This window comes from Pandoraea sp. NE5 (assembly GCF_024363545.1).
Classification (GTDB): domain Bacteria; phylum Pseudomonadota; class Gammaproteobacteria; order Burkholderiales; family Burkholderiaceae; genus Pandoraea; species Pandoraea cepalis.
Genome location: NZ_AP025517.1, coordinates 284,654 through 308,395 on the forward strand (window position 1 = coordinate 284,654; position 23,742 = coordinate 308,395).

Annotated in this window: 20 protein-coding genes; 1 reads left to right on the plus strand and 19 read right to left on the minus strand. The window is 62.8% G+C overall.

All coding sequences use genetic code 11. The features are described from left to right. Window positions 1-9: 9 nt before the first annotated feature. From PanNE5_RS01190 to PanNE5_RS01250, 13 genes are all read right to left on the minus strand, one after another. Window positions 10-1,383 carry a UDP-glucose dehydrogenase family protein gene (locus tag PanNE5_RS01190; protein WP_261939036.1) on the minus strand — a complete coding sequence of 458 codons (1,374 nt, stop codon included), beginning with the start codon at window positions 1,381-1,383 and terminating at the stop codon, window positions 10-12. A 20-nt stretch (window positions 1,384-1,403) separates the two neighbouring features. After that, window positions 1,404-2,579, minus strand: coding sequence for a lipopolysaccharide assembly protein LapB (lapB, locus tag PanNE5_RS01195; protein WP_017232085.1), 1,176 nt, complete (start codon window positions 2,577-2,579; stop codon window positions 1,404-1,406). A 64-nt stretch (window positions 2,580-2,643) separates the two neighbouring features. Then, window positions 2,644-2,937 (minus strand): lipopolysaccharide assembly LapA domain-containing protein, encoded by a 294-nt coding sequence (locus PanNE5_RS01200; protein WP_017232086.1) that lies wholly within the window; start codon window positions 2,935-2,937, stop codon window positions 2,644-2,646. A gap of 240 nt (window positions 2,938-3,177) precedes the next feature. Further along, window positions 3,178-3,471, minus strand: coding sequence for an integration host factor subunit beta (locus tag PanNE5_RS01205; RefSeq protein WP_017232087.1), 294 nt, complete (start codon window positions 3,469-3,471; stop codon window positions 3,178-3,180). A gap of 12 nt (window positions 3,472-3,483) precedes the next feature. Further along, window positions 3,484-5,187 (minus strand): 30S ribosomal protein S1, encoded by a 1,704-nt coding sequence (rpsA, locus tag PanNE5_RS01210; protein WP_017232088.1) that lies wholly within the window; start codon window positions 5,185-5,187, stop codon window positions 3,484-3,486. Window positions 5,188-5,301: 114 nt separating this feature from the next. Beyond that, window positions 5,302-5,997, minus strand: a complete 696-nt coding sequence (cmk, locus tag PanNE5_RS01215) for a (d)CMP kinase (RefSeq protein ID WP_017232089.1) — start codon at window positions 5,995-5,997, stop codon at window positions 5,302-5,304. A 507-nt stretch (window positions 5,998-6,504) separates the two neighbouring features. After that, window positions 6,505-7,845, minus strand: a complete 1,341-nt coding sequence (locus tag PanNE5_RS01220; RefSeq protein ID WP_261939037.1) for a sigma-54-dependent transcriptional regulator — start codon at window positions 7,843-7,845, stop codon at window positions 6,505-6,507. Beyond that, window positions 7,842-9,737 (minus strand): ATP-binding protein, encoded by a 1,896-nt coding sequence (locus PanNE5_RS01225; RefSeq protein WP_017232091.1) that lies wholly within the window; start codon window positions 9,735-9,737, stop codon window positions 7,842-7,844. The genes PanNE5_RS01220 and PanNE5_RS01225 overlap by 4 nt, the downstream gene beginning before the upstream one ends. A gap of 253 nt (window positions 9,738-9,990) precedes the next feature. After that, window positions 9,991-10,698 carry an ABC transporter ATP-binding protein gene (locus tag PanNE5_RS01230; protein WP_232424507.1) on the minus strand — a complete coding sequence of 236 codons (708 nt, stop codon included), beginning with the start codon at window positions 10,696-10,698 and terminating at the stop codon, window positions 9,991-9,993. Beyond that, on the minus strand, window positions 10,695-11,402 hold the full coding sequence (locus PanNE5_RS01235; RefSeq protein ID WP_017232093.1) for an ABC transporter ATP-binding protein: 708 nt from the start codon (window positions 11,400-11,402) through the stop codon (window positions 10,695-10,697). The genes PanNE5_RS01230 and PanNE5_RS01235 overlap by 4 nt, the downstream gene beginning before the upstream one ends. Continuing rightward, window positions 11,392-12,348, minus strand: coding sequence for a branched-chain amino acid ABC transporter permease (locus tag PanNE5_RS01240; RefSeq protein WP_017232094.1), 957 nt, complete (start codon window positions 12,346-12,348; stop codon window positions 11,392-11,394). Before PanNE5_RS01240 ends, PanNE5_RS01235 begins: the two co-directional genes overlap by 11 nt. Next, window positions 12,341-13,222, minus strand: a complete 882-nt coding sequence (locus PanNE5_RS01245; RefSeq protein ID WP_026131626.1) for a branched-chain amino acid ABC transporter permease — start codon at window positions 13,220-13,222, stop codon at window positions 12,341-12,343. The genes PanNE5_RS01240 and PanNE5_RS01245 overlap by 8 nt, the downstream gene beginning before the upstream one ends. Before the next feature lie 85 nt (window positions 13,223-13,307). Beyond that, window positions 13,308-14,567, minus strand: a complete 1,260-nt coding sequence (locus tag PanNE5_RS01250) for an amino acid ABC transporter substrate-binding protein (RefSeq protein ID WP_017232096.1) — start codon at window positions 14,565-14,567, stop codon at window positions 13,308-13,310. Window positions 14,568-14,864: 297 nt separating this feature from the next. Here PanNE5_RS01250 and PanNE5_RS01255 point away from each other — a divergent pair, with 297 nt between their 5' ends. After that, on the plus strand, window positions 14,865-15,236 hold the full coding sequence (locus PanNE5_RS01255) for a hypothetical protein (RefSeq protein ID WP_261939038.1): 372 nt from the start codon (window positions 14,865-14,867) through the stop codon (window positions 15,234-15,236). Between the two features lie 159 nt (window positions 15,237-15,395). On the opposite strand, the gene aroA is transcribed toward PanNE5_RS01255, so the two are convergent. The 6 genes from aroA to gyrA all read right to left on the minus strand — a co-directional run bounded on the left by aroA (window position 15,396) and on the right by gyrA (window position 23,554). Next, window positions 15,396-16,718, minus strand: a complete 1,323-nt coding sequence (gene aroA / locus PanNE5_RS01260) for a 3-phosphoshikimate 1-carboxyvinyltransferase (protein WP_017232098.1) — start codon at window positions 16,716-16,718, stop codon at window positions 15,396-15,398. Further along, on the minus strand, window positions 16,718-17,590 hold the full coding sequence (locus PanNE5_RS01265; protein ID WP_017232099.1) for a prephenate dehydrogenase: 873 nt from the start codon (window positions 17,588-17,590) through the stop codon (window positions 16,718-16,720). Before PanNE5_RS01265 ends, aroA begins: the two co-directional genes overlap by 1 nt. Before the next feature lie 21 nt (window positions 17,591-17,611). Beyond that, window positions 17,612-18,694 carry a prephenate dehydratase gene (pheA, locus tag PanNE5_RS01270; RefSeq protein ID WP_017232100.1) on the minus strand — a complete coding sequence of 361 codons (1,083 nt, stop codon included), beginning with the start codon at window positions 18,692-18,694 and terminating at the stop codon, window positions 17,612-17,614. Between the two features lie 110 nt (window positions 18,695-18,804). Beyond that, window positions 18,805-19,917 (minus strand): 3-phosphoserine/phosphohydroxythreonine transaminase, encoded by a 1,113-nt coding sequence (gene serC / locus PanNE5_RS01275; RefSeq protein WP_261939039.1) that lies wholly within the window; start codon window positions 19,915-19,917, stop codon window positions 18,805-18,807. A gap of 282 nt (window positions 19,918-20,199) precedes the next feature. Beyond that, window positions 20,200-20,787 (minus strand): DUF2059 domain-containing protein, encoded by a 588-nt coding sequence (locus PanNE5_RS01280; protein ID WP_017232102.1) that lies wholly within the window; start codon window positions 20,785-20,787, stop codon window positions 20,200-20,202. A gap of 139 nt (window positions 20,788-20,926) precedes the next feature. Further along, window positions 20,927-23,554: a DNA gyrase subunit A gene (gyrA, locus tag PanNE5_RS01285; RefSeq protein ID WP_150563143.1), complete on the minus strand. Its 2,628-nt coding sequence runs from the start codon at window positions 23,552-23,554 to the stop codon at window positions 20,927-20,929. Between the last annotated feature and the right edge of the window lie 188 nt (window positions 23,555-23,742).

Genomic DNA, 23,742 nt, shown 5'->3' on the forward strand with positions numbered 1-23,742 from the left:
CCTCGTGACTCAGGCCGACTCGTGCAACCCACGGCCGATGCCGTGGTACTCGATGCCCAGCTCCTTCATGGCGTCCGGTTCGTACAGATTCCGGCCGTCGAAAATCAGCGGCAGCGAAAGCGCCGCCTTCACCCGCGCGAAGTCCGGGCTGCGGAACGCCTTCCATTCCGTGACGATGACGAGCGCGTCGGCGCCCGTCAGCGTGTCGTTCTGCGTCGCACAGAATTCGATGCGGGCGTGCGCCTCGGCATCGTCTGCAAAGTCGAGCGCGACCACGCGGCGCGCTTCGTCGAGCGCCACCGGATCGTAAGCGCGCACCCGGGCGCCACGACGCACCAGCTCGGCGATGACGCGGCGGCTCGGGGCTTCGCGCATGTCGTCGGTATTCGGCTTGAACGCCAGCCCCCACAAGGCGAACGTCTTGTTCGACAGATCGTCGCCGAGGCGGTTGACAATCTTGTCGATCAGCACGGCCTTTTGCGTTTCATTGACGGCTTCCACTGCGTTGAGAATGCGCAACGGCAGGCCATAGTCCTCGGCGGTGCGCACGAGCGCCTGGACGTCCTTCGGGAAGCACGAGCCACCGTAGCCGCAGCCGGAGTACAGGAAGTGGTAGCCGATACGCGGGTCCGAACCAATGCCCTTGCGCACGTCTTCGATATCCACGCCGACGCGATCGGCCAGATTGGCCATCTCGTTCATAAACGAGATGCGCGTGGCGAGCATGGCGTTTGCCGCGTACTTGGTAAATTCCGCCGAGCGCACGTCCATGTACAGGGTGCGCTCGTGGTTGCGGTTGAACGGTGAATACAGGCGCTTCATCATCGCGCGCGCCTGCTGGCCGTCGGTGTCGCCGTCCACACCGATCACGATACGATCCGGGCGCATGAAATCGTCAACGGCCGCCCCTTCCTTCAGGAATTCGGGGTTCGAAACGACGGAGAACGACACGTTTTCGCCACGCTTGCCGAGTTCGTCAGCCACCGCAGCACGCACCTTGTCGGCCGTACCGACCGGCACGGTCGATTTATCGACGATGACCTTGAAGCTCTTGGCGTAGCGGCCGATGTTGCGCGCCGCGGCCACGACATATTGAAGGTCGGCCGAGCCATCTTCGTCCGGGGGCGTGCCCACCGCGATGAACTGAACGTCGCCATGGGCGACCGAGGCTTCGACATCGGTCGAAAATTGAAGGCGGCCAGCGGCGCGATTGCGCGCGATGACTTCCTGCAGGCCGGGTTCGTGAATCGGCACGCCGCCGTTGTTCAGGATTTCGATCTTGCGCGGATCGACGTCGAGGCAGAACACGTCGTTGCCGACGTCCGCCAGGCACGCCCCAGTGACGAGGCCGACGTATCCGGAGCCGATGATAGTGATCTTCATAATTTGCGAGTTGAGAAAAATTAGGAGGCCGCCGGCACGTCGACACGTCGCGGCGTATAGGTCTCCCAGCCGTTACAGCCGGGGCATTGCCAATAAAACAATCGCGCTCGGAAGCCGCACTGGTCGCAGACATACCGGGGCAACGACTTGGTACGCTGCGTGATGAGCTTGCCCATGAGTTGCAGGTCCGACTGCGTGTCGCCGTGCGCCGTGGCGGCATGGGCTTCGAGCAGGCGCACCATGCCGGGCGCGCTCGGCGCGCGGTGCATCTGTTCGCGCATGAGCTTGAGCGCCGCTTCCGGGCCTTCGAGGGCAATCGACTGCTCGTAGACGATCTCCAGCAGATCGTCCGACGGATTCTTGCGCAGCCCATCGCTCAGCACGGCGAGCCCTTCTTTCGCCCGGCCCAATGCCTCATACGCCCGCATCAGGCGCTTGGCCGCCAGGCCGAGGTACACCGGATTCTGCTGCTCGATGGTGCGAAGCACGCGCAACGCGCCTTCGGCGTCGCCCGCAGCGAGCAGCATGTCGCCGCGCAGCAGCGGCGCACGCACGTTGGCGGGATTGACCGCGAGCGCAGCGTCCAGCGCTTGCGTAACGGCGTCGGCGTCCTTGCGTTGCAGCGCTTCCTGCGCCAGCTCGCAGTGGAACTGCGCGATCTCCTTGCGGTACGACACGGCAGGGTCGAGGTCACTCAGCGCCTCGGCCTCGGTCAGCGCCTTATGCCATTCCTTCTCGATCTGATAGATCGTGAGCTTTGCATGTTGCGCTGCCTTGGCATAAGCCCCAGTGTGCAGTCGGCCGAACGCCTCTTCGGCACGGTCTAGCAACCCCGCCTTGAGAAAATCGTGGCCGAGTTCGTAGAGCGCGTGCTCATGATCGGCTGACGGCAGGTCATGGCGCGAGAGCAGGTTCTGGTGCACACGAATGGCGCGCTCCGTCTCGCCGCGACGACGGAACAGACTACCCAGCGCGAAGTGCAGCTCGGTGGTCTCGGGATCAAGCTTGGCGACTTCGATGAAGGCATCGATCGCCTTGTCGGGCTGCTCGTTGAGCAGGAAGTTCAGACCGCGAAAGTAGGACGCCGGCAGATTACGGCTCTCGGAGAGCAAGCTGCGCAGATCCAGGCGTGCGGCCACCCAGCCGCAGCCAAAAATCACGGGGATGGCCAATAGCCACCAGACCTCGAATTCCATGAATGCGTGTTGTCGTTGAAACAGTCGATGAAGAGGGCGAGCGTCGCGCGCCGTGTCGCCCGAATTAGACCGGCGGTAGCATCGGCGGTTGATCCCCCGCCTCGGGGTCGCGTTGTGCACGGGCCAGATCGCGCCGCGTGCGGCGTAGCTCCAGGCGCTGACGCATCAGGCTCGGCAATGTCGCGAGCACGCCGATGACGCCACCGACCACGAAAAACGCCAGGCCGATCATGATGAGCGGTGCCGTCCACGTATGCCCCAGGAAAAGGTTCAACGTGACTTCGCCCGTGTTGGCGAGCGCGAGACACAGCAACACCACAAACACGATGAGACGAACGATCCAAACAATCAGCTTCATGCCGAAAGGCTCCTGCGGCAGGGTTGCCGTATGTTTTGCGACTTGAGCGGCCACGGGCCACGGCGTCGATGCCGCCGACGCACCCGGGCCGGCACGTGGCCGTATTGTACCGGATGTGCTCCGTCAGGCGCCGTTACTGCAGCAAGCTTCACGTTGGCGTCAGTGGCCCGCACGTCTTGCCGCCAAATGCAAAAAAAGCGCCCGAAGGCGCTTTTCTCGCGTAGTAGATCCCAAAGGGCCTTATTGGTCCGACGCCTTGTGATCAACCCGCTCTCGCAACTCCTTGCCGGGCTTGAAGTGCGGCACGAATTTCTCCGGCACCATCACTTTCTCACCCGACTTCGGATTGCGGCCGACACGCGGTGGCCGACGGTTGAGCCCGAAGCTACCGAAACCGCGGATCTCGATTCGATGACCGCGCGCAAGCGCGTCTGCCATCGCATCGAGAATGGTCTTCACCGCGAAATCGGCATCCTTGAGCACCAACTGGGGAAACCGCGCCGCCAACTGGTTGACCAATTCAGACTTGGTCATAGGCCTTGGACCTTACTGATTCTGGCTGTCCAGCTTGGCTTTGAGCAGGGCACCCAGATTCGTGGTGCCGCTCGCTGCCGAGCTATCCGACGACATCTTGCTGATCGCTTCTTGCTGTTCAGCCGAATCCTTCGCCTTGATCGACAGGTTGATGTTGCGCGACTTGCGATCGATGTTGACGATCATTGCATTGACGGCTTCACCTTCCTTGAGCACGTTGCGGGCATCTTCCACACGGTCGTGCGAAATTTCCGAAGCGCGCAGGTAACCTTCGACGTCTTCACCCAGCGACACGACGGCACCCTTCGGGTCGACCGCCTTGATGGTACCGTCAACGATCGAGCCCTTGTCGTGAATGGCCACGAACGAGTTGAACGGATCGCCTTCGAGCTGCTTGATGCCCAACGAGATGCGTTCCTTCTCGACGTCGATGCCCAGAACCACGGCTTCGACTTCGTCGCCCTTCTTGTACTTGCGCACGGCGTCTTCGCCGGTTTCGCTCCACGACAGGTCCGACAGGTGAACCAGGCCATCGATGCCGCCCGGCAGACCAATGAACACGCCGAAGTCGGTGATCGACTTGATGCCGCCCTTGATCTTGTCGCCCTTCTTGAAGTTGCGCGAGAAGTCGTCCCACGGGTTCGCCTTGCACTGCTTCATGCCCAGGCTGATACGACGACGGTCTTCGTCGATCTCGAGCACCATGACTTCGACTTCGTCGCCCAGCTGGACAACCTTGGTCGGTGCAACGTTCTTGTTGGTCCAGTCCATTTCCGACACGTGAACCAGGCCTTCGATGCCCGATTCCACTTCGACGAATGCGCCGTAGTCGGTAATGTTGGTGACCTTGCCGAACAGGCGGGTGCCTTGCGGGTAGCGGCGAGCAATGCCTTCCCACGGATCGTCGCCGAGTTGCTTGACGCCCAGCGAGACACGGCCCTTCTCTTGATCGAACTTGAGGATCTTGGCGGTGACTTCCTGGCCAACCGACAGCACTTCGCTCGGGTGACGCACACGACGCCAGGCGATGTCGGTGATGTGCAGCAGGCCGTCGATACCGCCGAGGTCGACGAATGCGCCGTAGTCGGTGATGTTCTTGACCACGCCCTTGACGATCGCGCCTTCCTTGAGCGTCTCGAGCAGCTTGGCGCGCTCTTCACCCTGGGTGGCTTCGATCACGGCACGACGCGAGAGCACAACGTTGTTGCGCTTGCGATCGAGCTTGATCACACGGAATTCGAGGGTCTTGCCTTCGTACGGGGTCGTGTCCTTGACCGGACGCGTGTCCACCAGCGAGCCCGGCAGGAATGCGCGGATGCCGTTGACCATGACGGTCAGGCCGCCCTTGACCTTGCCGGTAATCGTGCCGGTCACGAGCTCGCCCGATTCGAGGGCCTTTTCCAGTTGCAGCCACGAGGCCAGACGCTTGGCCTTGTCGCGCGACAGCACGGTGTCGCCGTAGCCGTTTTCCAGGGCGTCGATCGCCACGGAAACAAAATCGCCGGCCTGAACTTCGACCTCGCCCTGATCATTCAGGAATTCTTCGATAGGGATGTACGCTTCGGACTTGAGCCCGGCGTTGACGACCACAAAGTTGTGGTCAACCCGAACGACTTCTGCGCTGATGACTTCACCAGCACGCATGTCTTGACGGGAGAGCGACTCTTCGAAGAGTGCCGCGAATGATTCGTTAGTCGAGGTTTGCAGGTCGGACATAAATGTGGATTACGCCGCTGACGTCCGTCACCCGAAGGGGGGGTTGACGATCACGCACAACGGTTGGGTTAAAGGTTGACAAAGCCACGACGGGTGACTGCATGAAACACCCTGTCAGGCGCCTTGCGGATACTGCACCTGCGCGAACCATTCGAGCACCTGGGCCACCGCCTGATCGACGTTCAGCCCCGACGTGTCGAGTACCCGCGCACCCTCTGCTGGCCGTAGGGGCGCTTCGGCACGGGTACGATCCCGCGCATCGCGCGCCTCAAGATCCAGCATCAGACTGTCTATGTTAGCAGAAAATCCTTTTTCTATCAATTGCTTATAACGCCTCTCGGCGCGCGCCTGCGGTGTGGCCGTCAAAAACACCTTCAGATCGGCCTCCGGGAAGATCACCGTGCCCATGTCGCGACCGTCCGCAACGAGGCCTGGCGCGGTCTTGAAGGCCCGCTGAAGCGACACGAGCGCGTGACGGACCGCCTTGTGCACGGCGATGCTCGATGCCCGGTTGCCGATCGCCTCGGCGCGTATCGCGTCGGTGACGTCCTCCCCGGCCAGCCAGATGCGCTGCTCCTTGAACCGCACATCGAGCGTCTCTGCGAGCACCGTCAGCGCCCCGACGTCGTCCGGATCGATCCCGTGCCGGGCGCTCGCCAGCGCCGTCAGCCGGTACAGCGCCCCACTGTCGAGATAGTGAAAGCCCAATGCATCGGCCACACGGTGTGCCACCGTCCCTTTGCCGGATGCCGTTGGGCCATCCACCGTAATGACCGGAATCGAGTCGTCCACCATCGTGAAATCAGGCATCCCTTCGTCTCTGTGTGTTCAAAACATCAAAAAATGAAATCTCGCGCGCAAATAGTAATGATTACCATTTTTGCGCAGGCACCATTGGCGCGTCCCGAAAACTCGGCCGCCGCGCAAGATCGCGATTATCCCTTAGCCAGTCCGAATGGGGGGTCTCTACGCACGGCAGGGCGACATGCCCCGTGGCTCGCACCGATGAATCGGGCGCCCGGGCGCGCTCAAGGGCACGGGTGAGATAGATCCCGACCACCGGGCCGCGGCGGCCACGAGGGGCGCTATGCGAATTCGCTACCGCACGTTGTCCCGCCTTCAAACTGCCCGGGATTAGGGTGGCAATGGGGGATCGCGACCATCGATTCGGCGACCGGCAGCGAACTCAAGCAACGCTGACCTGACCAGTATAGCCGTCGTGCCTCGCGCACGACTGACGCGCCGCCGGAATCGCGGTCTCGCGGCGGCAGGGGGCGCGACCGGCCGATGGATTCGATCGCTTCCCTTGCCCTGATTTCACTTGAAATCATCGGACACGATGCCGAGGCGCCGCATCTTGTCGTACAAGGTCTTTCGGGGAATGCCCAGCTTTTCGCAAGCGAGCGATGCGCGTCCGCCGGACGCGCGCAACGCCTCTTCGATGAAACGCCGCTCGAACAGGTTCATCTGCTCGTCGAGCGTGCGCGGCGTCCCCTGCGGGCCGTCGTCCGGATCTCCGGTCCCGAGTCCGAGCGTAAAGCGCTCGGCGACGTTGCACAGTTCGCGCACGTTTCCGGGCCACGGGCGCGCCATCAGCCGATTCAGACGCTCGGCGCCGATCTCCGGCACCGGACGACCGTACGCCGCCGCCGCCCGCAGCACAAAGTGCTCGAACAGCAGCGGAATGTCTTCCCGACGCTCCCGTAGCGAGGGGATCTCGAGCACGATCACCCCAAGCCGATAGTAGAGATCGTCGCGAAACCGCTGCTGGCGGGCGAGCTCGAGCAGATCCGCCTTCGTCGCGGCAATGATCCGGCAATTCATCGGCAGCAGTTCGTTCGAGCCAATCCGCTCGAACTGGCGCTCCTGAAGCACACGCAGGAACTTGACCTGAAGTGCCATCTGCATCGTCTCGATCTCGTCGAGAAAGAGCGTGCCGGCCTGCGCATATTCCAGCTTGCCGATGCGACGTTTCAACGCCCCCGTGAACGAGCCAGCCTCATGGCCGAACACTTCGCTCTCGAATAGCGATTCGGGAAGGCCCGCGCAGTTCAGCGCGGCAAAGGGTTTGTCGCGGCGCGGGCCGAAGTCGTGCAGGCAGCGCGCAACCAGTTCCTTGCCGGTGCCCGTCTCGCCGAACACCAGCACGTTCGCATCGGTATTGGCCAGTTCGAGGATCAGCTTGCGCAAATGCTCCACGGGTCGCGAATTCCCGAGGATCCTCGCATCGATACGATCACGACTCTCGAGCTGCCTGCGCACGGCCGTCAGTTCGAGCGTAAGCCGTCGGTGCTCGAGCGCACGTCGCGCAAGCTCGACGATCCGCTCCGACGCGAACGGCTTTTCAACGAAGTCGTAAGCGCCGAGGCGCATGGCCTGTACCGCCATCGCGATGTCGCCGTGCCCGGTCACGAGAATGACCGGCATCGACGCGCTCATTGCCTTCACGCGTTCGAGCAGTTCGAGTCCCGTCATGCCGGGCAGACGCACATCGCTGACGACAATACCCGGAAAATCGCCGTCGATGTGCTCAAGCGCCTCCTCGGCGCTTCCAAACGCGTCGACCTCGATGTCCGCTAGCTGCAACGCCTGGACAGTACCGAGCCTCACTGCCGCGTCATCCTCCACGAGCAGCACGCGCAAGCTGTCTGGGATCACGGGTTGCCCTCCCTGTACGTACGTAGATAAATACTGAACTCGGCGCCGCCCTCCGGCCGGCCGGAGGCTTTCAGCGAACCGCTGAACTCACGCACGATGCCCTCGGAGATCGCCAACCCGAGGCCCAGCCCCGTGCCCTGCTCCTTCGTCGTGAAGAACGGCTCGAAGAGCCGCGCGCGCACAGCCTCGGAAAGCCCCATGCCGGTATCGCGCACCCGGATCACGGTCGTATTGCCATCCGCCTCGACCGTCACCTCAAGGCGTCGCACCGGGGTGATGGCCATCGCGTCGAGCGCGTTCGTGAACAGGTTCACGAGCACTTGCTCGAGCCGATTGGCATCGGCGAGCACGCGGGCATCGGCCAATTGCGCGTCGAACATGAGCTCGACCCGCTCCTTTCGCAGCCGCTGTCCAACGAGGAACAACGCGTTATTGATCGCCTCGGCGGCAACGACAGGCTGGAGCTGCGTCGGCGCCTTGCGGGCGAAGCGCTTCAGTTGCGACGTGATCCGCCCCATTCGCTCTATCAACTCGCCGATCATCCGAAGATTGGCCTCGGCGTGACTCGGCCGCCCCCGTTCGAGGAATGTCAGCGCGTTGTCCGACAGCGTGCGTAGCGCCGCGAGCGGCTGATTGAGCTCGTGGGTGACGCCCGCCGCCATCTGCCCGAGCGCCGCCATCTTGCCCGCCTGCACAAGCTCCTCGAATGCCGCCTTGAGCTGCGCCTCGGTTTCCCTGTGCATCGCGACCTCGTGCTCCAGATTGCGGTTCGCGCGGCTCAGCGCCGCAGTGCGCCGCGCGACCTTGCGCTCGAGCTCCTCGTTCAGTTGCTGCAGCGCCTCGCGCAGTGCCAGCCGTTGCGCGACAATGCGCCGTCGCTGCCACACCGTCAGCGCCAGCACGACGACGAATGCGAGCCCGAGCGCGGCCGATCGGGCCAATGCACGCGCCACCGCTCGCGCAGGCGCGAGATTCGACAGCACGACAATGTGCCAGTCGGTGCCCGATACGGGACGGGTAACGACCAGGAATTCGGTTGGAAACGGCTGAGGGGTCGGCAGGCTGGCGGCCAGCGGATTGTCGCGCGCCACCGACTCGATCCACGCATTGGGTGCGAGTGTGCGCTCGATGGTGAAGCCAGCGGGCATGAGTGCCCCCGGCGCATCGTACTGGTGCGTACTCACGATCTCGGCGCGCGCGGCCGCCGACAGCGGACGTAGTGTCCTGTATTTGAGCCCCGGCACCGACGACAGCATGATCACGCCATGCGAATCGACGGCGAGCACGGGCTCGGCGCCCTGTCGCCAGACCGATTCGATCCGGTCGAGATTGACCTTGAGCGTCACGACGCCAAGCACGCGATGCGCGTCGTCATAGATCCGTTCGGCCAGAAAATAGCCCGCCTCATTGCTCACGGTGCCCAGCCCGTAGAAACGGCCATGGCCGTCTCGCATGGCGCCGATAAAGTACGGGCGGAACGAAAAGTTCGACCCGACGAACGTCTTCGGCTGGTTCCAGTTGCTCGCCGCGAGCGTGTTGCCTTGCTTGTCCATCACGTAGAACGCGCTGGAGCCCGCGTCTGCATTGACGGTCTGCAGATACGCATTGACCCGCGCGACCAGATCGCGATCGGTCGGATGGCGCAGCATCGAGAGCACGTCGGCATTCAGGCTCGCGAGCGACGGCAGATAGCTATAGTGTCGAACCTCGCTCGTCAGCGCGTTCTCGTAGCCGTCGAGCCGGTGCGCAGCGGTGTCTCGCAGCGTGCGAATCTCCACCTGCTCCGCGTAACGATAGGCCACCCATGCGCCCACCACCGTCAGCAAGGCGAACGCGACCACGAGCGCGAGCAAAACACGCGTGCGACGCGACGTTGCGCTGACGAACTTCACGACCGCCTCCCCGCAAGCCCGCGCCCCGCGGGTCCGCGAACGTCCATTGCCCACCGCCCCATCGCACCGTCTCCTCTGAAGCCATCATTCTAACGGTGCGGCGACCGACGACCATCGGCACAAGCGCTTGTCCGGCGTACCCGATCCCCGTGCTCCGCTCGATCCTCTGGCGGGAGGGGGCCTCATCAGGCCCGCGTCCTGCGTCCGCGACGACAACGCGTCGACATCCCGGACATCGTTCGCCAAACGAACCTTACAGCCCGAAGTAAGTCTCGCGCACGGCGTCGCTCGCTTCGAGCTCCGCGCGCGAGCCCGACACGCGAACCTTGCCGTGATCGAGCAAGTAACCGCGATCGGCAAGATCGAGGAACGCGATATTCTGCTCCGCGATCAGCAACGAGGTTCCGTCGCCAATGGCCGTGCGCAACGCGTCGATCACGTGCTTGACGAACACCGGCGCGAGACCGGAGGACGGCTCGTCCATCAACAGGAGGCGGGGTTCGGCGATTAGCACCTTCGCGATGCCGAGCATCTTGCGTTGCCCCCCCGACAGGCTTGCCGCGGCAGCACGCCGCTTCGCCGCCAGTGCGGGAAAAAGCGCGAACAACACTTCCTTGCGCTGACGGATTTTCGCTTCGGGCATGAAATAGCCGCCGAGCGCGATGTTCTCGTCGATCGACAGCGTCGGAAATACACCGAGCTCCGACATGAATGCGATGCCGCGCCGAATCCGCTGATCAGGCCGCAGCGTGTCAATGCGCTCGCCGTCGAGCGTGATGCGCCCGCCCTTGCACGGCAATAGCCCAATCAGCGTGCGCAGCAGCGTCGTCTTGCCCGCGCTGTTTGCACCGAGCAACAACACGGTTTGCCCGGGCTCGACCCGCATATCGACGCCCCAGAGCACCTGCATGTCCCCATAGCCGGCCTCCACGCCTTCGATTACCAGGGATGCCGTCATCATGCCGCTCCAATAAATGCAGCGATCACCTCGGGGTCGCGCGCTGCCGACGCGAGCGGTCCCTCGAACAACATGCGCCCGGCGCCGAGCACGATCACACGTTCGGTGATGCGGTTGAGAAAATCGAGCAAGTGCTCGACCACGATCATCGCGATGCCACGTGCCGACAGTCGTTGCAGCAACTCGGCAATCACATTCAATTCCGCGGGATTGAGCCCCGCACCAATCTCGTCGACCAGCAGCAATTGCGGCCGCGTGGCGAGCGCCCGTCCGAGATCGAGCAGCTTCTGTTGATTCACCGTCAGCGAACCCGCGACACGCGACGCCACACTGGCGAGACCGATGTCTTCGAGAATCGGTCCGATCTCGCGGGGATCCAGACGCACGCTGCGCGCCGCGACTTCAACGTTCTCGTGCACGGTCATGTCGCGAAACACCTTCGGCACCTGAAACGTACGGTTGATGCCAAGGTGTACACGCCGGTGCATCGGCATGCGGTTGATCGTTTGCCCGAGGAAATCGATCGCGCCCTCGTCCGCCTGCAGGAGCCCCGAGATCACGTTGATGGTCGTCGTCTTGCCGGAGCCATTCGGGCCGACGAGACCGACGATCTCGCCGGGCACGACAGCAAAGTTCACATCGTTGAGCACGACCTGTGCGCCGAAGCGCTTGTGAACGCCCACGAGTTGCAACAATTCAGAAGACATGGATACCCCGACGTTGCAGCAGCGACAGGAGGCCACCCGGCAGAAACAGCACGAGCAGCACGATGAGACCGCCATAGATGAACTGGAAGTACTGTGGCGTGGAAATCCCGATCGCCGCGTACAGGACGTAGAGCAGCCCCGCGCCGACAATCGGCCCGATGACCGTGCCGACGCCGCCGAAGAGTGCGAACACGATGGCGAACACCGAGAACTGCAACGTGAACACCGCGTCGGGATAGAACACCGAGATGCCCCATGCGTAGGTGCCGCCCGCGAGCCCGGCGATCAATGCCGACACCAGCCACGCGACGAGACGCGCCTGCACAACGTTGACGCCCGCCATCGCCGCGCTCACCGGATCCTGCTTGACCGCACGCAGCGACATGCCAAAGCCGGACGTGCGGAAGTACGCCGCAAATGCGCACGCGATGAGCAAAACGCCGAGCATGCAGGCGTAGCTTGCGTCCGGACTGTAGACCTGTTCGATCTTGAGTCCGTAGGGGCCGCCGGTCACGTCGGACAGGTTCGGGTTCGACACAACGAAGTAGATGATCTGCGACGCCGCGAGATTCGCAATCGAGAAGTAGGCGCCCGAGAGCCGCAACAGCGGCCCGAGCACCAGCCCGAGCAGTGCGGCCGCGAGGCCGCCGCCCGCGACGCACGCGAGAATGGGCAGGTGCGTATGAAGCACGAGCAGCGACGTTGCATAGGCACCACTGCCGAAAAAGCCCACATAGCCGAACGGCAAATAGCCGGTGAAGCCGTACAGCAAGTTGAGTCCCTGTGCCAGCACGATAAACGTCATGATCGTGAACAGCAGCGACTGGTTGGCGTACACATGAGGTGCCACGAGGAAGATCGCGGCAACCACTGCAAGCGTGATAGCCGGTGCGCGCAAGCGTCGCGGCGCCGTCTGTCCGGTGGGGTTCAGAGTGGTATCAAGCAAGACGCACCGCCTTTCCGAGCAAGCCCGAGGGACGAATGAGCACAATGATCAACAGCAGCGCATACGGCACTACGTTCGACCACGACGAGTAATAGGTTTGCATCAGCATCGTGCCGAGACCGAACACGAGCCCGCCGGCAATCGTGCCAAGCGGATTGCCAAGGGAGCCGATGACCACGATCGCGAACGCGGTCGTGGTGAGGTTGTCGCCAAGATCGGGCGACACCGAGCCGAGGAGATACGGCACGAACACGCCCGCGATGCCCGCGAGCGCGAGACCTGCGACGAACGCAATGGTCGACACACGGCGCACGTCGATTCCGGTGGCAACGGCCTCTTCCCGATTGGCCATCACTGCGCGAGTTGCATAGCCGAACCGCGTGCGCGAGAAATACAGCCACAGCACAACCAGCGCCGCAACGCTGATGCCGGCGGCCCACCACCAACTATCGGGAAACTGCTGGCCGAAGGCCCCCAGATTGCCGCTGCCGAGCGCATCGTCGGGCAACGAGCGCTGGTCGGCGCCGAACATCAGTACCGTCAACGACTCGAGCATCTGGCCAATGCCGAAGAACAGGATGAACGACAGCATCTCCGGGTCGTCGCTGCGCTGCAGTCGCGGCACGACGGCCCGATACATCGGCCAGCCAATGATCGTTGCCGCGGCCACCGACACTGGAATGGCCCACAACGGACTCAGGCCGAAATGATGCGAGACCATCCACGCCGCATAGCTGCCCAGCACGATGAACTGCCCGTGCGCGAGATTGATGATACGCATCACGCCGAACACGAGATTGAGTCCCAGGCCGACCAGCGTGAAGAAGATACCGTACAGAATGCCGCCCATGACGGCATAAGCAAGAAGTTCCACGTTCGTCCCTTCGCAAGCGAGGATGTCGTCGCCGGCGCCGTCGTTCGGCGCCGGCCGGTTCCTGATCAGACGATGCGACTGACGATCAGTGCGTCGGCGCCGGATACACCGGCTTGCCGGTCGCATGCGAGTCCGGATACACGACGACGAACTTGAGCCCCTTGTTGCCGTCCGGCACCATCTGGGCGACCGGGAACGGTTGGCCGAGCTGCGCCCCGTTCGCATTGATCTGGAACGGCCCCAGCAGCGTGGTCGTCTTTCCGGACATGTCCATCAAGGCCTGATGGAAGGCCGGTTGTGCAAACGTCGGTGCGTCGCCAAGCATCTTCTCCATGACAATGCCCGTGTTGTAACCGGCCGAGTCGAGGAAGGTCGGATCCTTGTGTTGGTCGGCCTGGAACGCCTGCACAAATTGCGCGGTATTCATCCCGTAAGTGACCTTGTCGTACTTGACCAGCGGCGGCGTGGGGTACGTGTACGTGTAGGCGAGCGCATCGACCCCCGCATTCTTCGTGAGCAGTTGCAGCAGTTGCCCCGGGAAGATCGTGAACGTCATGTCGAAATGCAGGCCGCTTTGCGACAGCGCGCGCAGGAATGCGATGTCGTTCGGCGCGTAGCCGAATTCAAGCAACGCCTGGGGATTGGCGGCCTTCGCCGTGTGCAGCAGCACGTTGTAGTTCGATTCCGTGGTCGGCACGCTGTGGTAGAACACCGGCGTCACGCCTCCCTTCGCGAGTTCCGCCTTCATCGTTTCGGCTTGCGAGGCATCGAAATCGTTCGCGCCGTAGACAATCGCCACGCGCTTGATCTTCTGCTTGAGGAGGAAGTTGGCGAGCGGCACCGGCCAGACCGTCGACGACGGAATACTCACATCGGCGAGGTAATCGGTCTTCTGAGTGAAGAAGTTCGCCCCCGAGCCGGTCGGATCGATCAACAGCATGTGGTGCTCAGCCGCGAGCGGCACCGCGACCGACGTCAGCACCGACCCAAAGTCGGCCACGAGGATGTCGACCTTGTCCTGCGTGATCAACTGGTTATAGAGCGTGGTGGCCGTGGACGTCGAACTCTGGTCGTCGTACGCCACGATCTTCACGGGAATCTTCTTGCCGTATGCCTTGACGAGCACCCCGCCCTGCTTGTTGACGGTGTCGGCCCAGAACTTCAGCCCTTCGTATTGCCCCTGGGAAGCCACCGCGAACGGGCCAGTGCTCGCGTAGAGCGTGCCAATACTGATCTGTGCTGGCGCCTGTGCAGCTTGCGCCCCCAGGCTGGCGAACGCGCAGGCGATCGCGGCGGCGGTCATTTTCAGCGAAGTGGCGGTTTTACGGGTCAGTCGCGCGTGCATTGAAATCTCCTCTGGATCGTTTTGACATCAAGACCTGTCCACGCCGCGCGGCGAAAGCCGCAATGACGCACGTGGTCAGGGTTCTGCTACGTGGGAAGCGAATGGGAACCGACGGCCTGAGGCCGGGCCGGTTGGGCCCGGTGGGTCAGTAAATGGGAAGGCGGGTGAATGTCATGACATGTCTCCTGATGATCGATATTCGATTGTTTGGAGAACGTTATGCAATTCGCATGCCAATCACATCGGCGAACGCAATGCCTTGATGCAGCACGGTGCCCGCGTGTCGCGACATGCGCATTGCGCGAAAATCCGCACAAATGCGCCGACGGGTGGCTGGGAAAAGTGACGTCCGGCCGGCTCGCGCCTGATGCGCCTGATGCGCCTGATGTACCGGATGTGCCGGATGCGCCGGATGTGCCGGATGTGCCGGATGTGCCGGATGCGCCGGATGTGCCGGATGTGCCGGATGTGCCGGATGTGCCGGATGTGCCGGATGTGCCGGATGTGCCGGATGTGCCGGATGTGCCGGATGTGCCGGATGTGCCGGATGTGCCGGAGAGGCCGAAAGCGCCGGAGAGGCCGGATGTTTCCGGGGCGAGGCAGGCAGAGCACGCCGATCCCGAGCCGCGCGGCACGCGGGGCTATGCAGATAGACAGGAGGGAAATTGAGGTGCACCGGGCGGTCGATCTCGTGCCAGGGGCCTGGCCACGCACACGGCCAGCGTGATCGGCCCCCGAGTGGTCTTCCGACAATCAGGGGCCGATGCGCGTACGTACCGTCAGTTCTGCCCTTTCAACAACGGCGTGCGACCCAGCATTTGCAACGCGCTAGGACGCAACGCGCGCAAACTCGGTGAAATACGTCGGGAACGTCTTGGCAACGCATTTCGGATCGTTGATCGTCACCGGCACGCCGCCCAGGCTCACGAGTGAGAAGCACATCGCCATACGGTGATCGTCGTAGGTGTCGATGGCCGCGTTCGGTGTGAGTGCGGCGGGCGGCGTGACACGCAAATAGTCCGTGCCCTCCTCCACCGTTGCCCCCACCTTGCGCAGTTCGATTGCCATGGCGGCCAAACGATCCGTTTCCTTCACGCGCCAGCTTGCGATATTGCGCAGCGTGGTGGTGCCGTCCGCGAAAAGGGCGGCGACCGCGATCGTCATTGCTGCGTCGGGAATGTGATTGAAGTCCATGTCGAGCGAACGCAGCTTGCCGCTCGGCGTGTCGACGCCGTGCACTTCAATGGCGTCGTCGAACAGTGTGACGCGCGCGCCCATCGCCGCGAGGGCGTCCACGAAACGCACATCGCCCTGAATGCTGTCGCGGCCGACGCCTTCCACGCGCAGCGGTCCGCCCCCAATGGCCCCGGCGGCGAGGAAGTACGACGCCGACGACGCATCGCCTTCGACCCGGACCTCGCCCGGACTCCGATACTTCGCGCCGCCGGCATCCGCCGCCGGCAACGTGAAGCGCGACCATCCGTCTTGCCGGACATCGATGCCGAAGCGCCGCAACAGTCGCAGCGTGATGTCGATGTACGGCTTGGAAATCAGCTCTCCCTCGACTTCAACGACGATCTCGCCCGTTGCCGACGGCAACAGCGGCAACGTGAGCAGCAACGCGGTAAGGAACTGGCTCGACACATCGCCACGCACGCGAATGGGCGCCGACGGTGCGGCCACATCGGCCGGCTGGATATGCAGCGGGGGATAGCCGGCGTTACCGACGTAATCGATATGCGCGCCGAGCTGACGCAAGCCGTCAACCAGGTCGCCGATCGGGCGTTCGTGCATACGCGCCACCCCTGAGACCGCATAGTCGCCGTGGCTAAGCGCGAGCGCCGCCGTCAGCGGACGAATGGCCGTGCCCGCGTTGCCCATGAACAGCTTGGCCGTCTTGACGGGAAATGCACCGCCGCAGCCCTCAACGATGAAATCGCGCGAGTCACCGACCTGCGTACATTTGACGCCAAGCGTCGCCAAGGCGTCGAGCATGACCTTCGTGTCGTCCGACGCGAGCAGGTCGCGCACGCGGGTTGTGCCGTGGGACAACGCGGCGAGCAGCAATACGCGGTTCGAGATACTTTTCGAGCCGGGCAGGCGCAGCGTGCCTTCGGCGTGTCCGTAAGGACCCAGATCGAGCGTTTCCATTACTTTTCCTGTTGCTTGGCCCAGTTCGTGCGCGCCTGGCTGGTGCGCGCGAAGACGGCCTCGAGACCGGCGCCGTCACCGGCATCGATCAATTGACGCAAACCCGCGAGCGTCGCGACGTAGCCATCGAGTTCGGCGAGCAGTGCCTCGCGATTGGCCATACAGATATCGCGCCACATTTCCGGATTCGATGCCGCGATGCGCGTAAAGTCGCGAAAACCACCGCCCGCGAAACCGAATTTCGAGGCAGCGTCGGGGGCTTCGAGAATCTGCGCGATGAGCGCGTACGAGAGAACATGCGGCAGGTGACTGACCGACGCGAATACGCGATCGTGCTGCGTCTCGGACATTTCCGACACACGCGCCCCGGTCGCCTCCCACATCGCGCGCACCCGCGCGACGTCCTCGTGACGATTGTTCGTTTGCGGACACAGCACGACGCGCCGGTCGAGATACAAATCGGCTTTCGCTGCATCGACACCGGACAATTCCGCCCCGGCGATAGGGTGCCCCGGCACGAAGCGCCAGACTTCGTCGCCCAGTGCGGCCTTGGCGGCGGTTACGGCGTCCGTTTTGGTACTTCCCGCGTCGGTCACGATCGTATCGCCACCGAGAAACGGGCGGATCGCCGCGAGCAATGCGGGCGTCTGCGCCACCGGCGCCGCGAGCACGACGATATCGGCCCCCGCCACGGCCTCGGCCATTGACACGGCAGCCCGATCGATCACACCGAGTTCGCGCGCGCGCGCCAGCGACGCCTCGCTGCGCCCGACGCCGACGACTTCCTTCACGGCACCCGCGGCCTTGAGCGCACGTGCGAGCGAACCGCCAATCAGGCCGACGCCGCAGATGACGAGTTTATTCAGACTCATGGTGTTTCGTCCGCCGCCCCGTTATGCGGAGCGCGGGTATGACCCGAGCACTTTGCAATAAGCCGCGTTCTGACGGAGCGCGTCGAGCGCCTTGGCGACATTGGGATCGTCGCGATGACCCTCGAAATCGACGTAGAAGTAATACTCCCACGCGCCGCTTTTGGCCGGACGCGACTCGAAGCGCGTCATCGACACGCCATTGTTCGCCAGCGGTTCGAGTAACGCCACCACGGCACCGGCGCGATTCGGCACCGAGAGAATCAGCGATGTTTGATCGTGGCCGCTCGGCGCCGGATCCTGCGTGCCGACAACGACGAATCGCGTGCGGTTGTGCGGATCGTCCTGCACGTGCGCGTAGGCCACCTGCAGTCCGTACTGGGTCGCCGCGGACTCGCCGGCAATCGCCGCAATGGTCGGATCGGCCGACGCCATACGCGCCGCCTCAGCATTGCTCGACACCGCCTGCCGCTCCAGCAGCGGAAAATGCGCCGTAAGCCAGTGCTGACATTGGGCGAGCGACTGCGCATGCGAGCAGATGCGCTTGACCCCGTCGAGCGTGCCCGAGAGCGACATCAGATTGTGATGAATCGGCAAAGCCACTTCGCCGCTGATCGTCAGCGGACTTTGCAGCAGCAGGTCCAGCGTGCGCGACACGACACCCTCGGTCGAATTCTCGACCGGCACGACGCCGAAGTCCGCGCTGCCGGCCTCGACGGCGCGGAACACCTCGTCGAGCGACGGGCACGGCAAGCCTTTCACGCTTTGTCCGAAGTAGGCAAATGCCGCCTGTTCGCTGTAGGTGCCGGCCGGCCCCAGGTAAGCGACCGTCATGACCTTCTCCAGCGCACGGCTGGCCGACATGATCTCGCGCCAGATCGACGCCAGATTGTCGCCATACAACGGGCCGTCGTTGGTTTGTTGCAGACGCGAAATGACCTGCAATTCGCGCTCAGGCCGGAACACCGGCGCGCCGAAACGCTTCTTGACTTCGCCCACTTCCAGGGCGACGGCGGCGCGTTGGTTGAGCAGTTTCAGAAGCTGCGCGTCGATGTCATCGATTTTCTCCCGCAAGGGGCGCAGCAATGCGTTCAGATCGTCTTCCATGGAGCGTATTGTCGTCATGCAGTGGAACAGGGGCGGGCGATTCGACCGTGCTTGGCGCGATGTCCCGAAGCGCGTCGGGACATTCCTTTTGCGCCGGCCGTTCGCCCTCGTCAGCCGTGGCTGCGCTCGAATTCGCGCAGATAATCGACCAGCGCCTTGACGCCGGCCAGCGGCATCGCGTTGTAAATCGAGGCGCGCATGCCTCCCACGGACTTGTGGCCCTTGAGTTGCAGCAGGCCGCGCTCGCGAGCGCCGGCCAGGAAAGACTCGTTCAATGCGTCGTCGTGCAGGAAAAACGGCACGTTCATGCGCGAGCGGCAATCCTTCGCGACGGGTGTGCGGTAAAACTCGCTGCTGTCCAGGTAACCATAGAGGCAATCGGCCTTGGCCTTGTTCTGCGCCTCCATGGCCACCAGTCCCCCCTGGCGCTTGAGCCACTGGAACACCAGACCGGCGATGTAGATTGCGTAGGTCGGCGGCGTGTTGAACATCGAGTCGTTCTCGGCAACGATCTTCCAATCGAACGCACTCGGCGTGATCGGCAACGCGCGGCCAAGCAAGTCGTCGCGCACGATGACCACCGTCAGCCCCGACGGACCGATATTCTTTTGCGCACCGCCGTACATCACGCCGAACTTCGACACATCCATCGGACGCGAAAGAATGTGCGACGAGACGTCCGCCACGAGCGGCACGTTCGGCCGCCCGGCGGCGCCCAAATCGGGCGTCCAGAAATACTCGACGCCATGAATGGTTTCATTCGTACAGATATGCACGTAAGCCGGATCTTTGGACAACTGCCATTCGTCCATTGTCGGCAGGCGGGTGAACTTCTCGGCTTCGGTGCTCGCGGCGATATTGACGTCGCAATACTTGCGCGCCTCCTTCTGCGACTTCACCGACCACGACCCGGTGACGACGTAGTCCGCCGTACGACGCTCTCCCGCACGCTCGCCGCCCAACAGGTTCATCGGGATGAGCGCGTTCTCGGCCAGCGCGCCGCCCTGCATGAACAGAATCCGGTAGTTCTCCGGCACGGCGAGCAGCTCACGCAGATCGGCCTGCGCCTGCGCCAGAATGCTCATGAACTCACGTCCGCGATGGCTCATCTCCATCACGCCCATACCGGCGCCGTGCCAGTCGAGCATTTCCTCGGCAGCCTGTGCCAGCACCTCGGCCGGCAGCGCCGCCGGACCGGCCGAAAAATTGAAAGCGCGCGTCATAATGTTTTGCCACGGTAAAAGTGAAACGCAAGCCGACGGACACTGCCCCGTGCGGCTTGCGTTTCACGTCTGACGATGACTCGTTTGCGAGGCGGCGAAGACCCACTATACCGCCAGATGCCTTCGACGTGCGGGTGTCCGCCCCAATTCCGCCGCTGGACGATGGCTTTGCCGGAAAATTCCGAGCAAAACCCGGCAGTTCACACCGTCAATGCAAAATGGCCGTTTGCGATCGCTCGCAAACGGCCATTATCGGTCAATCCCAGCGGGACCGGCCGAAATTTACTTCTTGGCCGGCGCCTTCGGTGCCGACTTGGCAGCCGCGGCAATCTCTGCGTCCGCTTGCTTGCTGGTCGCGTCGATCGATTGCGGCATGTACTTCTGCATCAGACCGCCAACGACTTCCTGGCCAACCTGATCCTGCACCTTGATGTACTTCTGGCCGACCGCGCTCTTGTAAAACGCCGTCAGACCCTTGATTTCGTCGGTGGTGTAGAACTTGCCATAAGCCGCGTATTGCGCTTGCACGGCATCGTTCTTGAACGCGTCGGAAGTGAAGACCTTGCCTGCCCCCTCGACGAGCTTTTGCACCGAGCGCTCTTGCAGCGTCGGCACAATGGCCTGCTTCTGCGCATCGCTCATCGTCTTGTTGGCGACCAGTTGGCGTTCGAGCACTTGCGGCGCCAATTGCTTCGCCTGTTGCTGCGCGCCGTCACCGATGGCAGCGACGAGCTTATTCGCGTCGATGGCGTCGAGCAGGTCCTTGATGGCGGCCTTCTTGTCGGCATCGATCGGGGCGCTTTGTTGAGCCATCGCCATTGCCGGCGCTGCGAGCAGCAGCCACATCCACTTCTTGACGTTATGTTGCATAGTAATAGTCACTCCAAAGTTCGCCGGCTTTGTCCGGCGATAAATAGATGCATCCTCGCCTGGGCACTTCACTGCATCGAGCCAGATTCTACTGACTTTTCGGGGTAATGCGCCCGCAGCTTACATCGCGTTACGTCAGTCATGATTCCGTGACATCCGCTTCCGGCGTCTCGTCGCCATCTTGAGCATCACCGCCATTCTCCGCGATTTCGGCATCGGACTCGACGATGCGTTGCAGGCCCGAAAGCGTCGTGCCTTCGTCCAGGCTGATCAGCGTCACCCCCTGCGTGGCCCGGCCCATTTCGCGAATTTCCGACACGCGCGTACGGATCAGCACCCCGCCGGTCGTGATCAGCATGATCTCGTCATCCGGCTCGACCAGCGTCGCCGCGACCACCCGGCCGTTGCGTTCGCTCGTCTGGATCGCAATCATACCCTTAGTGCCACGGCCGTGGCGCGTATATTCGGTGATCGACGTGCGTTTGCCGTAGCCGTTTTCGGTCGCCGTGAGCACCGACTGCTGCTCGTTCTCGGCAACCAGCAGCGCGATGACCGTCTGCCCGTCTTCGAGCTGCATGCCGCGCACGCCACGCGCTTCGCGTCCCATCGGACGCACATCGTTTTCGTCGAAACGCACCGCCTTGCCGCTGTCCGAGAACAACATGACGTCGTGGGCACCGTCGGTGATGGCCGCGCCGATCAACACGTCGCCGTCATCGAGATTCACCGCGATGATGCCCTTCTTGAGCGGACGGCTGAAGGCCGTCAGCGGCGTCTTCTTGACCGTGCCCAGGCTCGTGGCCATGAACACGAAGCGATCTTCCGTGTATGCCTTGACCGGCAGCACCACGTTGATCTTCTCGCCGTCCTGCAACGGGAACATATTGACGATCGGACGCCCGCGCGAGGTTCGTGACCCCTGCGGCACTTCATAGACCTTGATCCAATACACGCGGCCGCGATTCGAGAAGCACAGAATCGTATCGTGTGTATTGGCAATGAACAGCGTGTCGATCCAGTCGTCGTCCTTGGTCGCGGCCGCCTGCTTGCCTCGGCCACCGCGCTTCTGTGCGCGGTATTCGGACAACGGCATCGACTTGATGTAGCCCGAGTGCGACAGCGTAACCACCATGTCCTGCGGCGTAATCAGGTCTTCGGTGTCGAGTTCGGTGGCGTTGTGTTCGATGGTCGAACGACGCTCGTCGCCGAACTCGGCGCGCACGGCCGTCAGTTCGTCGCCGATGATCGCCGTCACGCGTTCAGGGCGCGCCAGGATGTCGAGCAGGTCGGCGATCTGGGCCATCACTTCCTTGTACTCGGAAACGATCTTGTCCTGTTCCAGACCGGTCAGGCGCTGCAGACGCATCTGCAGAATTTCCTGCGCCTGCGTCTCCGACAGACGGTAGAGTCCATCGGCCTGCATGCCCACGGCGGCGTCGAGCCCTTCCGGACGGTAGGCCGCACGGCCGCCCTGCGTATCGCTTTCGGCCCGCGCGAGCATGTCGCGCACGACCGACGAATCCCACGCCTTTTCCATCAACGCGGCCTTCGCGATCGGCGGCGTCGGTGCCGCCTTGATGATCGCGATGAAGTCGTCGATATTAGCAAGCGCTACCGCCAGACCTTCAAGCACATGCCCACGCTCACGGGCGCGACGCAGTTCGTAGATCGTGCGGCGAGTAATCACTTCGCGGCGGTGCGCAAGGAAGTGCACCAGCATTTCGCGCAGGTTCAGCAGCTTGGGCTGGCCGTCGACCAGCGCCACCATGTTCATGCCGAACGTGTCTTGCAGCTGCGTATGCTTATAGAGATTGTTGAGCACAACCTCGGGTACTTCGCCGCGCTTGAGTTCGATCACCACGCGCATGCCGCTCTTGTCGGACTCGTCGCGAATGTCGGAAATCCCTTCAATACGCTTCTCGTTGACCAGCTCGGCAATACGCTCGAGCAGTGAGCGCTTGTTCACCTGATACGGCAGCTCGTCGACGATGATCGCCACGCGCTGGCCGCGATCGATGTCTTCGAAGTGAGTCTTCGCTCGCATCACCACACGACCGCGACCGGTGCGGTAGCCCTCGCGCACGCCGGAGATGCCGTAGATGATGCCGGCCGTCGGGAAATCCGGGGCCGGAATGATCTCGATGAGTTCGTCGATGGTGGCTTCCGGGTGCTTGAGCACGTGCAGACAGCCTTCCACGACTTCGTTGAGATTGTGCGGCGGAATGTTCGTGGCCATGCCGACCGCAATCCCCGACGAACCGTTGAGCAGCAGGTTCGGGATGCGGGCCGGCAAGATCAATGGCTCTTTCTCGCTGCCGTCGTAGTTCGGACCGAAGTCGACGGTTTCCTTGTCGATGTCCGCGAGCAGCTCGTGGCCGATCTTGGCCATGCGCACTTCGGTGTATCGCATGGCAGCGGCGTTGTCGCCGTCGACCGAGCCGAAGTTCCCCTGCCCGTCGACCAGCATGTAGCGCAGCGAGAACGGCTGCGCCATACGAACGATGGTGTCGTATACAGAGGCGTCGCCGTGCGGGTGGTACTTACCGATGACGTCACCGACGATACGTGCCGATTTCTTGTATGCCCGGTTCCAGTCGTTATTCAACTCGTGCATGGCAAACAGTGCACGGCGGTGCACCGGCTTCAGGCCGTCGCGCACGTCTGGCAGGGCGCGGCCGACGATCACGCTCATGGCGTAATCGAGATACGACCGCCGCATTTCTTCTTCAAGCGAAATCGGGAGAGTTTCTTTGGCGAACTGATCCATTATTCGTATCTATCAAACCCTAATCGCGATAGGCGGTTGCCGGCGATATGATCTTAAGATTCTAACATGCCCGTCATTGGCATCCGAAACGAGCGTGATGCGATGCACAAGACATGTCCGGCATACCAAAACGATCGATGACGACGAAGAATGAAACGGTTGGCGAGGGGCCTCAAAAGGTGTTGCGC

Bases quoted from the DNA above. Each gene is read 5' to 3' on its own strand.
- PanNE5_RS01190 (WP_261939036.1), bottom strand. From the start codon at position 1,383: ATGAAGATCACTATCATCGGCTCCGGATACGTCGGCCTCGTCACTGGG.
- lapB (WP_017232085.1), bottom strand. From the start codon at position 2,579: ATGGAATTCGAGGTCTGGTGGCTATTGGCCATCCCCGTGATTTTTGGC.
- PanNE5_RS01200 (WP_017232086.1), bottom strand. From the start codon at position 2,937: ATGAAGCTGATTGTTTGGATCGTTCGTCTCATCGTGTTTGTGGTGTTG.
- PanNE5_RS01205 (WP_017232087.1), bottom strand. From the start codon at position 3,471: ATGACCAAGTCTGAATTGGTCAACCAGTTGGCGGCGCGGTTTCCCCAG.
- rpsA (WP_017232088.1), bottom strand. From the start codon at position 5,187: ATGTCCGACCTGCAAACCTCGACTAACGAATCATTCGCGGCACTCTTC.
- cmk (WP_017232089.1), bottom strand. From the start codon at position 5,997: ATGCCTGATTTCACGATGGTGGACGACTCGATTCCGGTCATTACGGTG.
- PanNE5_RS01230 (WP_232424507.1), bottom strand. From the start codon at position 10,698: ATGATGACGGCATCCCTGGTAATCGAAGGCGTGGAGGCCGGCTATGGG.
- PanNE5_RS01235 (WP_017232093.1), bottom strand. From the start codon at position 11,402: ATGTCTTCTGAATTGTTGCAACTCGTGGGCGTTCACAAGCGCTTCGGC.
- PanNE5_RS01250 (WP_017232096.1), bottom strand. From the start codon at position 14,567: ATGCACGCGCGACTGACCCGTAAAACCGCCACTTCGCTGAAAATGACC.
- aroA (WP_017232098.1), bottom strand. From the start codon at position 16,718: ATGGAAACGCTCGATCTGGGTCCTTACGGACACGCCGAAGGCACGCTG.
- PanNE5_RS01265 (WP_017232099.1), bottom strand. From the start codon at position 17,590: ATGAGTCTGAATAAACTCGTCATCTGCGGCGTCGGCCTGATTGGCGGT.
- pheA (WP_017232100.1), bottom strand. From the start codon at position 18,694: ATGGAAGACGATCTGAACGCATTGCTGCGCCCCTTGCGGGAGAAAATC.
- serC (WP_261939039.1), bottom strand. From the start codon at position 19,917: ATGACGCGCGCTTTCAATTTTTCGGCCGGTCCGGCGGCGCTGCCGGCC.
- PanNE5_RS01280 (WP_017232102.1), bottom strand. From the start codon at position 20,787: ATGCAACATAACGTCAAGAAGTGGATGTGGCTGCTGCTCGCAGCGCCG.
- gyrA (WP_150563143.1), bottom strand. From the start codon at position 23,554: ATGGATCAGTTCGCCAAAGAAACTCTCCCGATTTCGCTTGAAGAAGAA.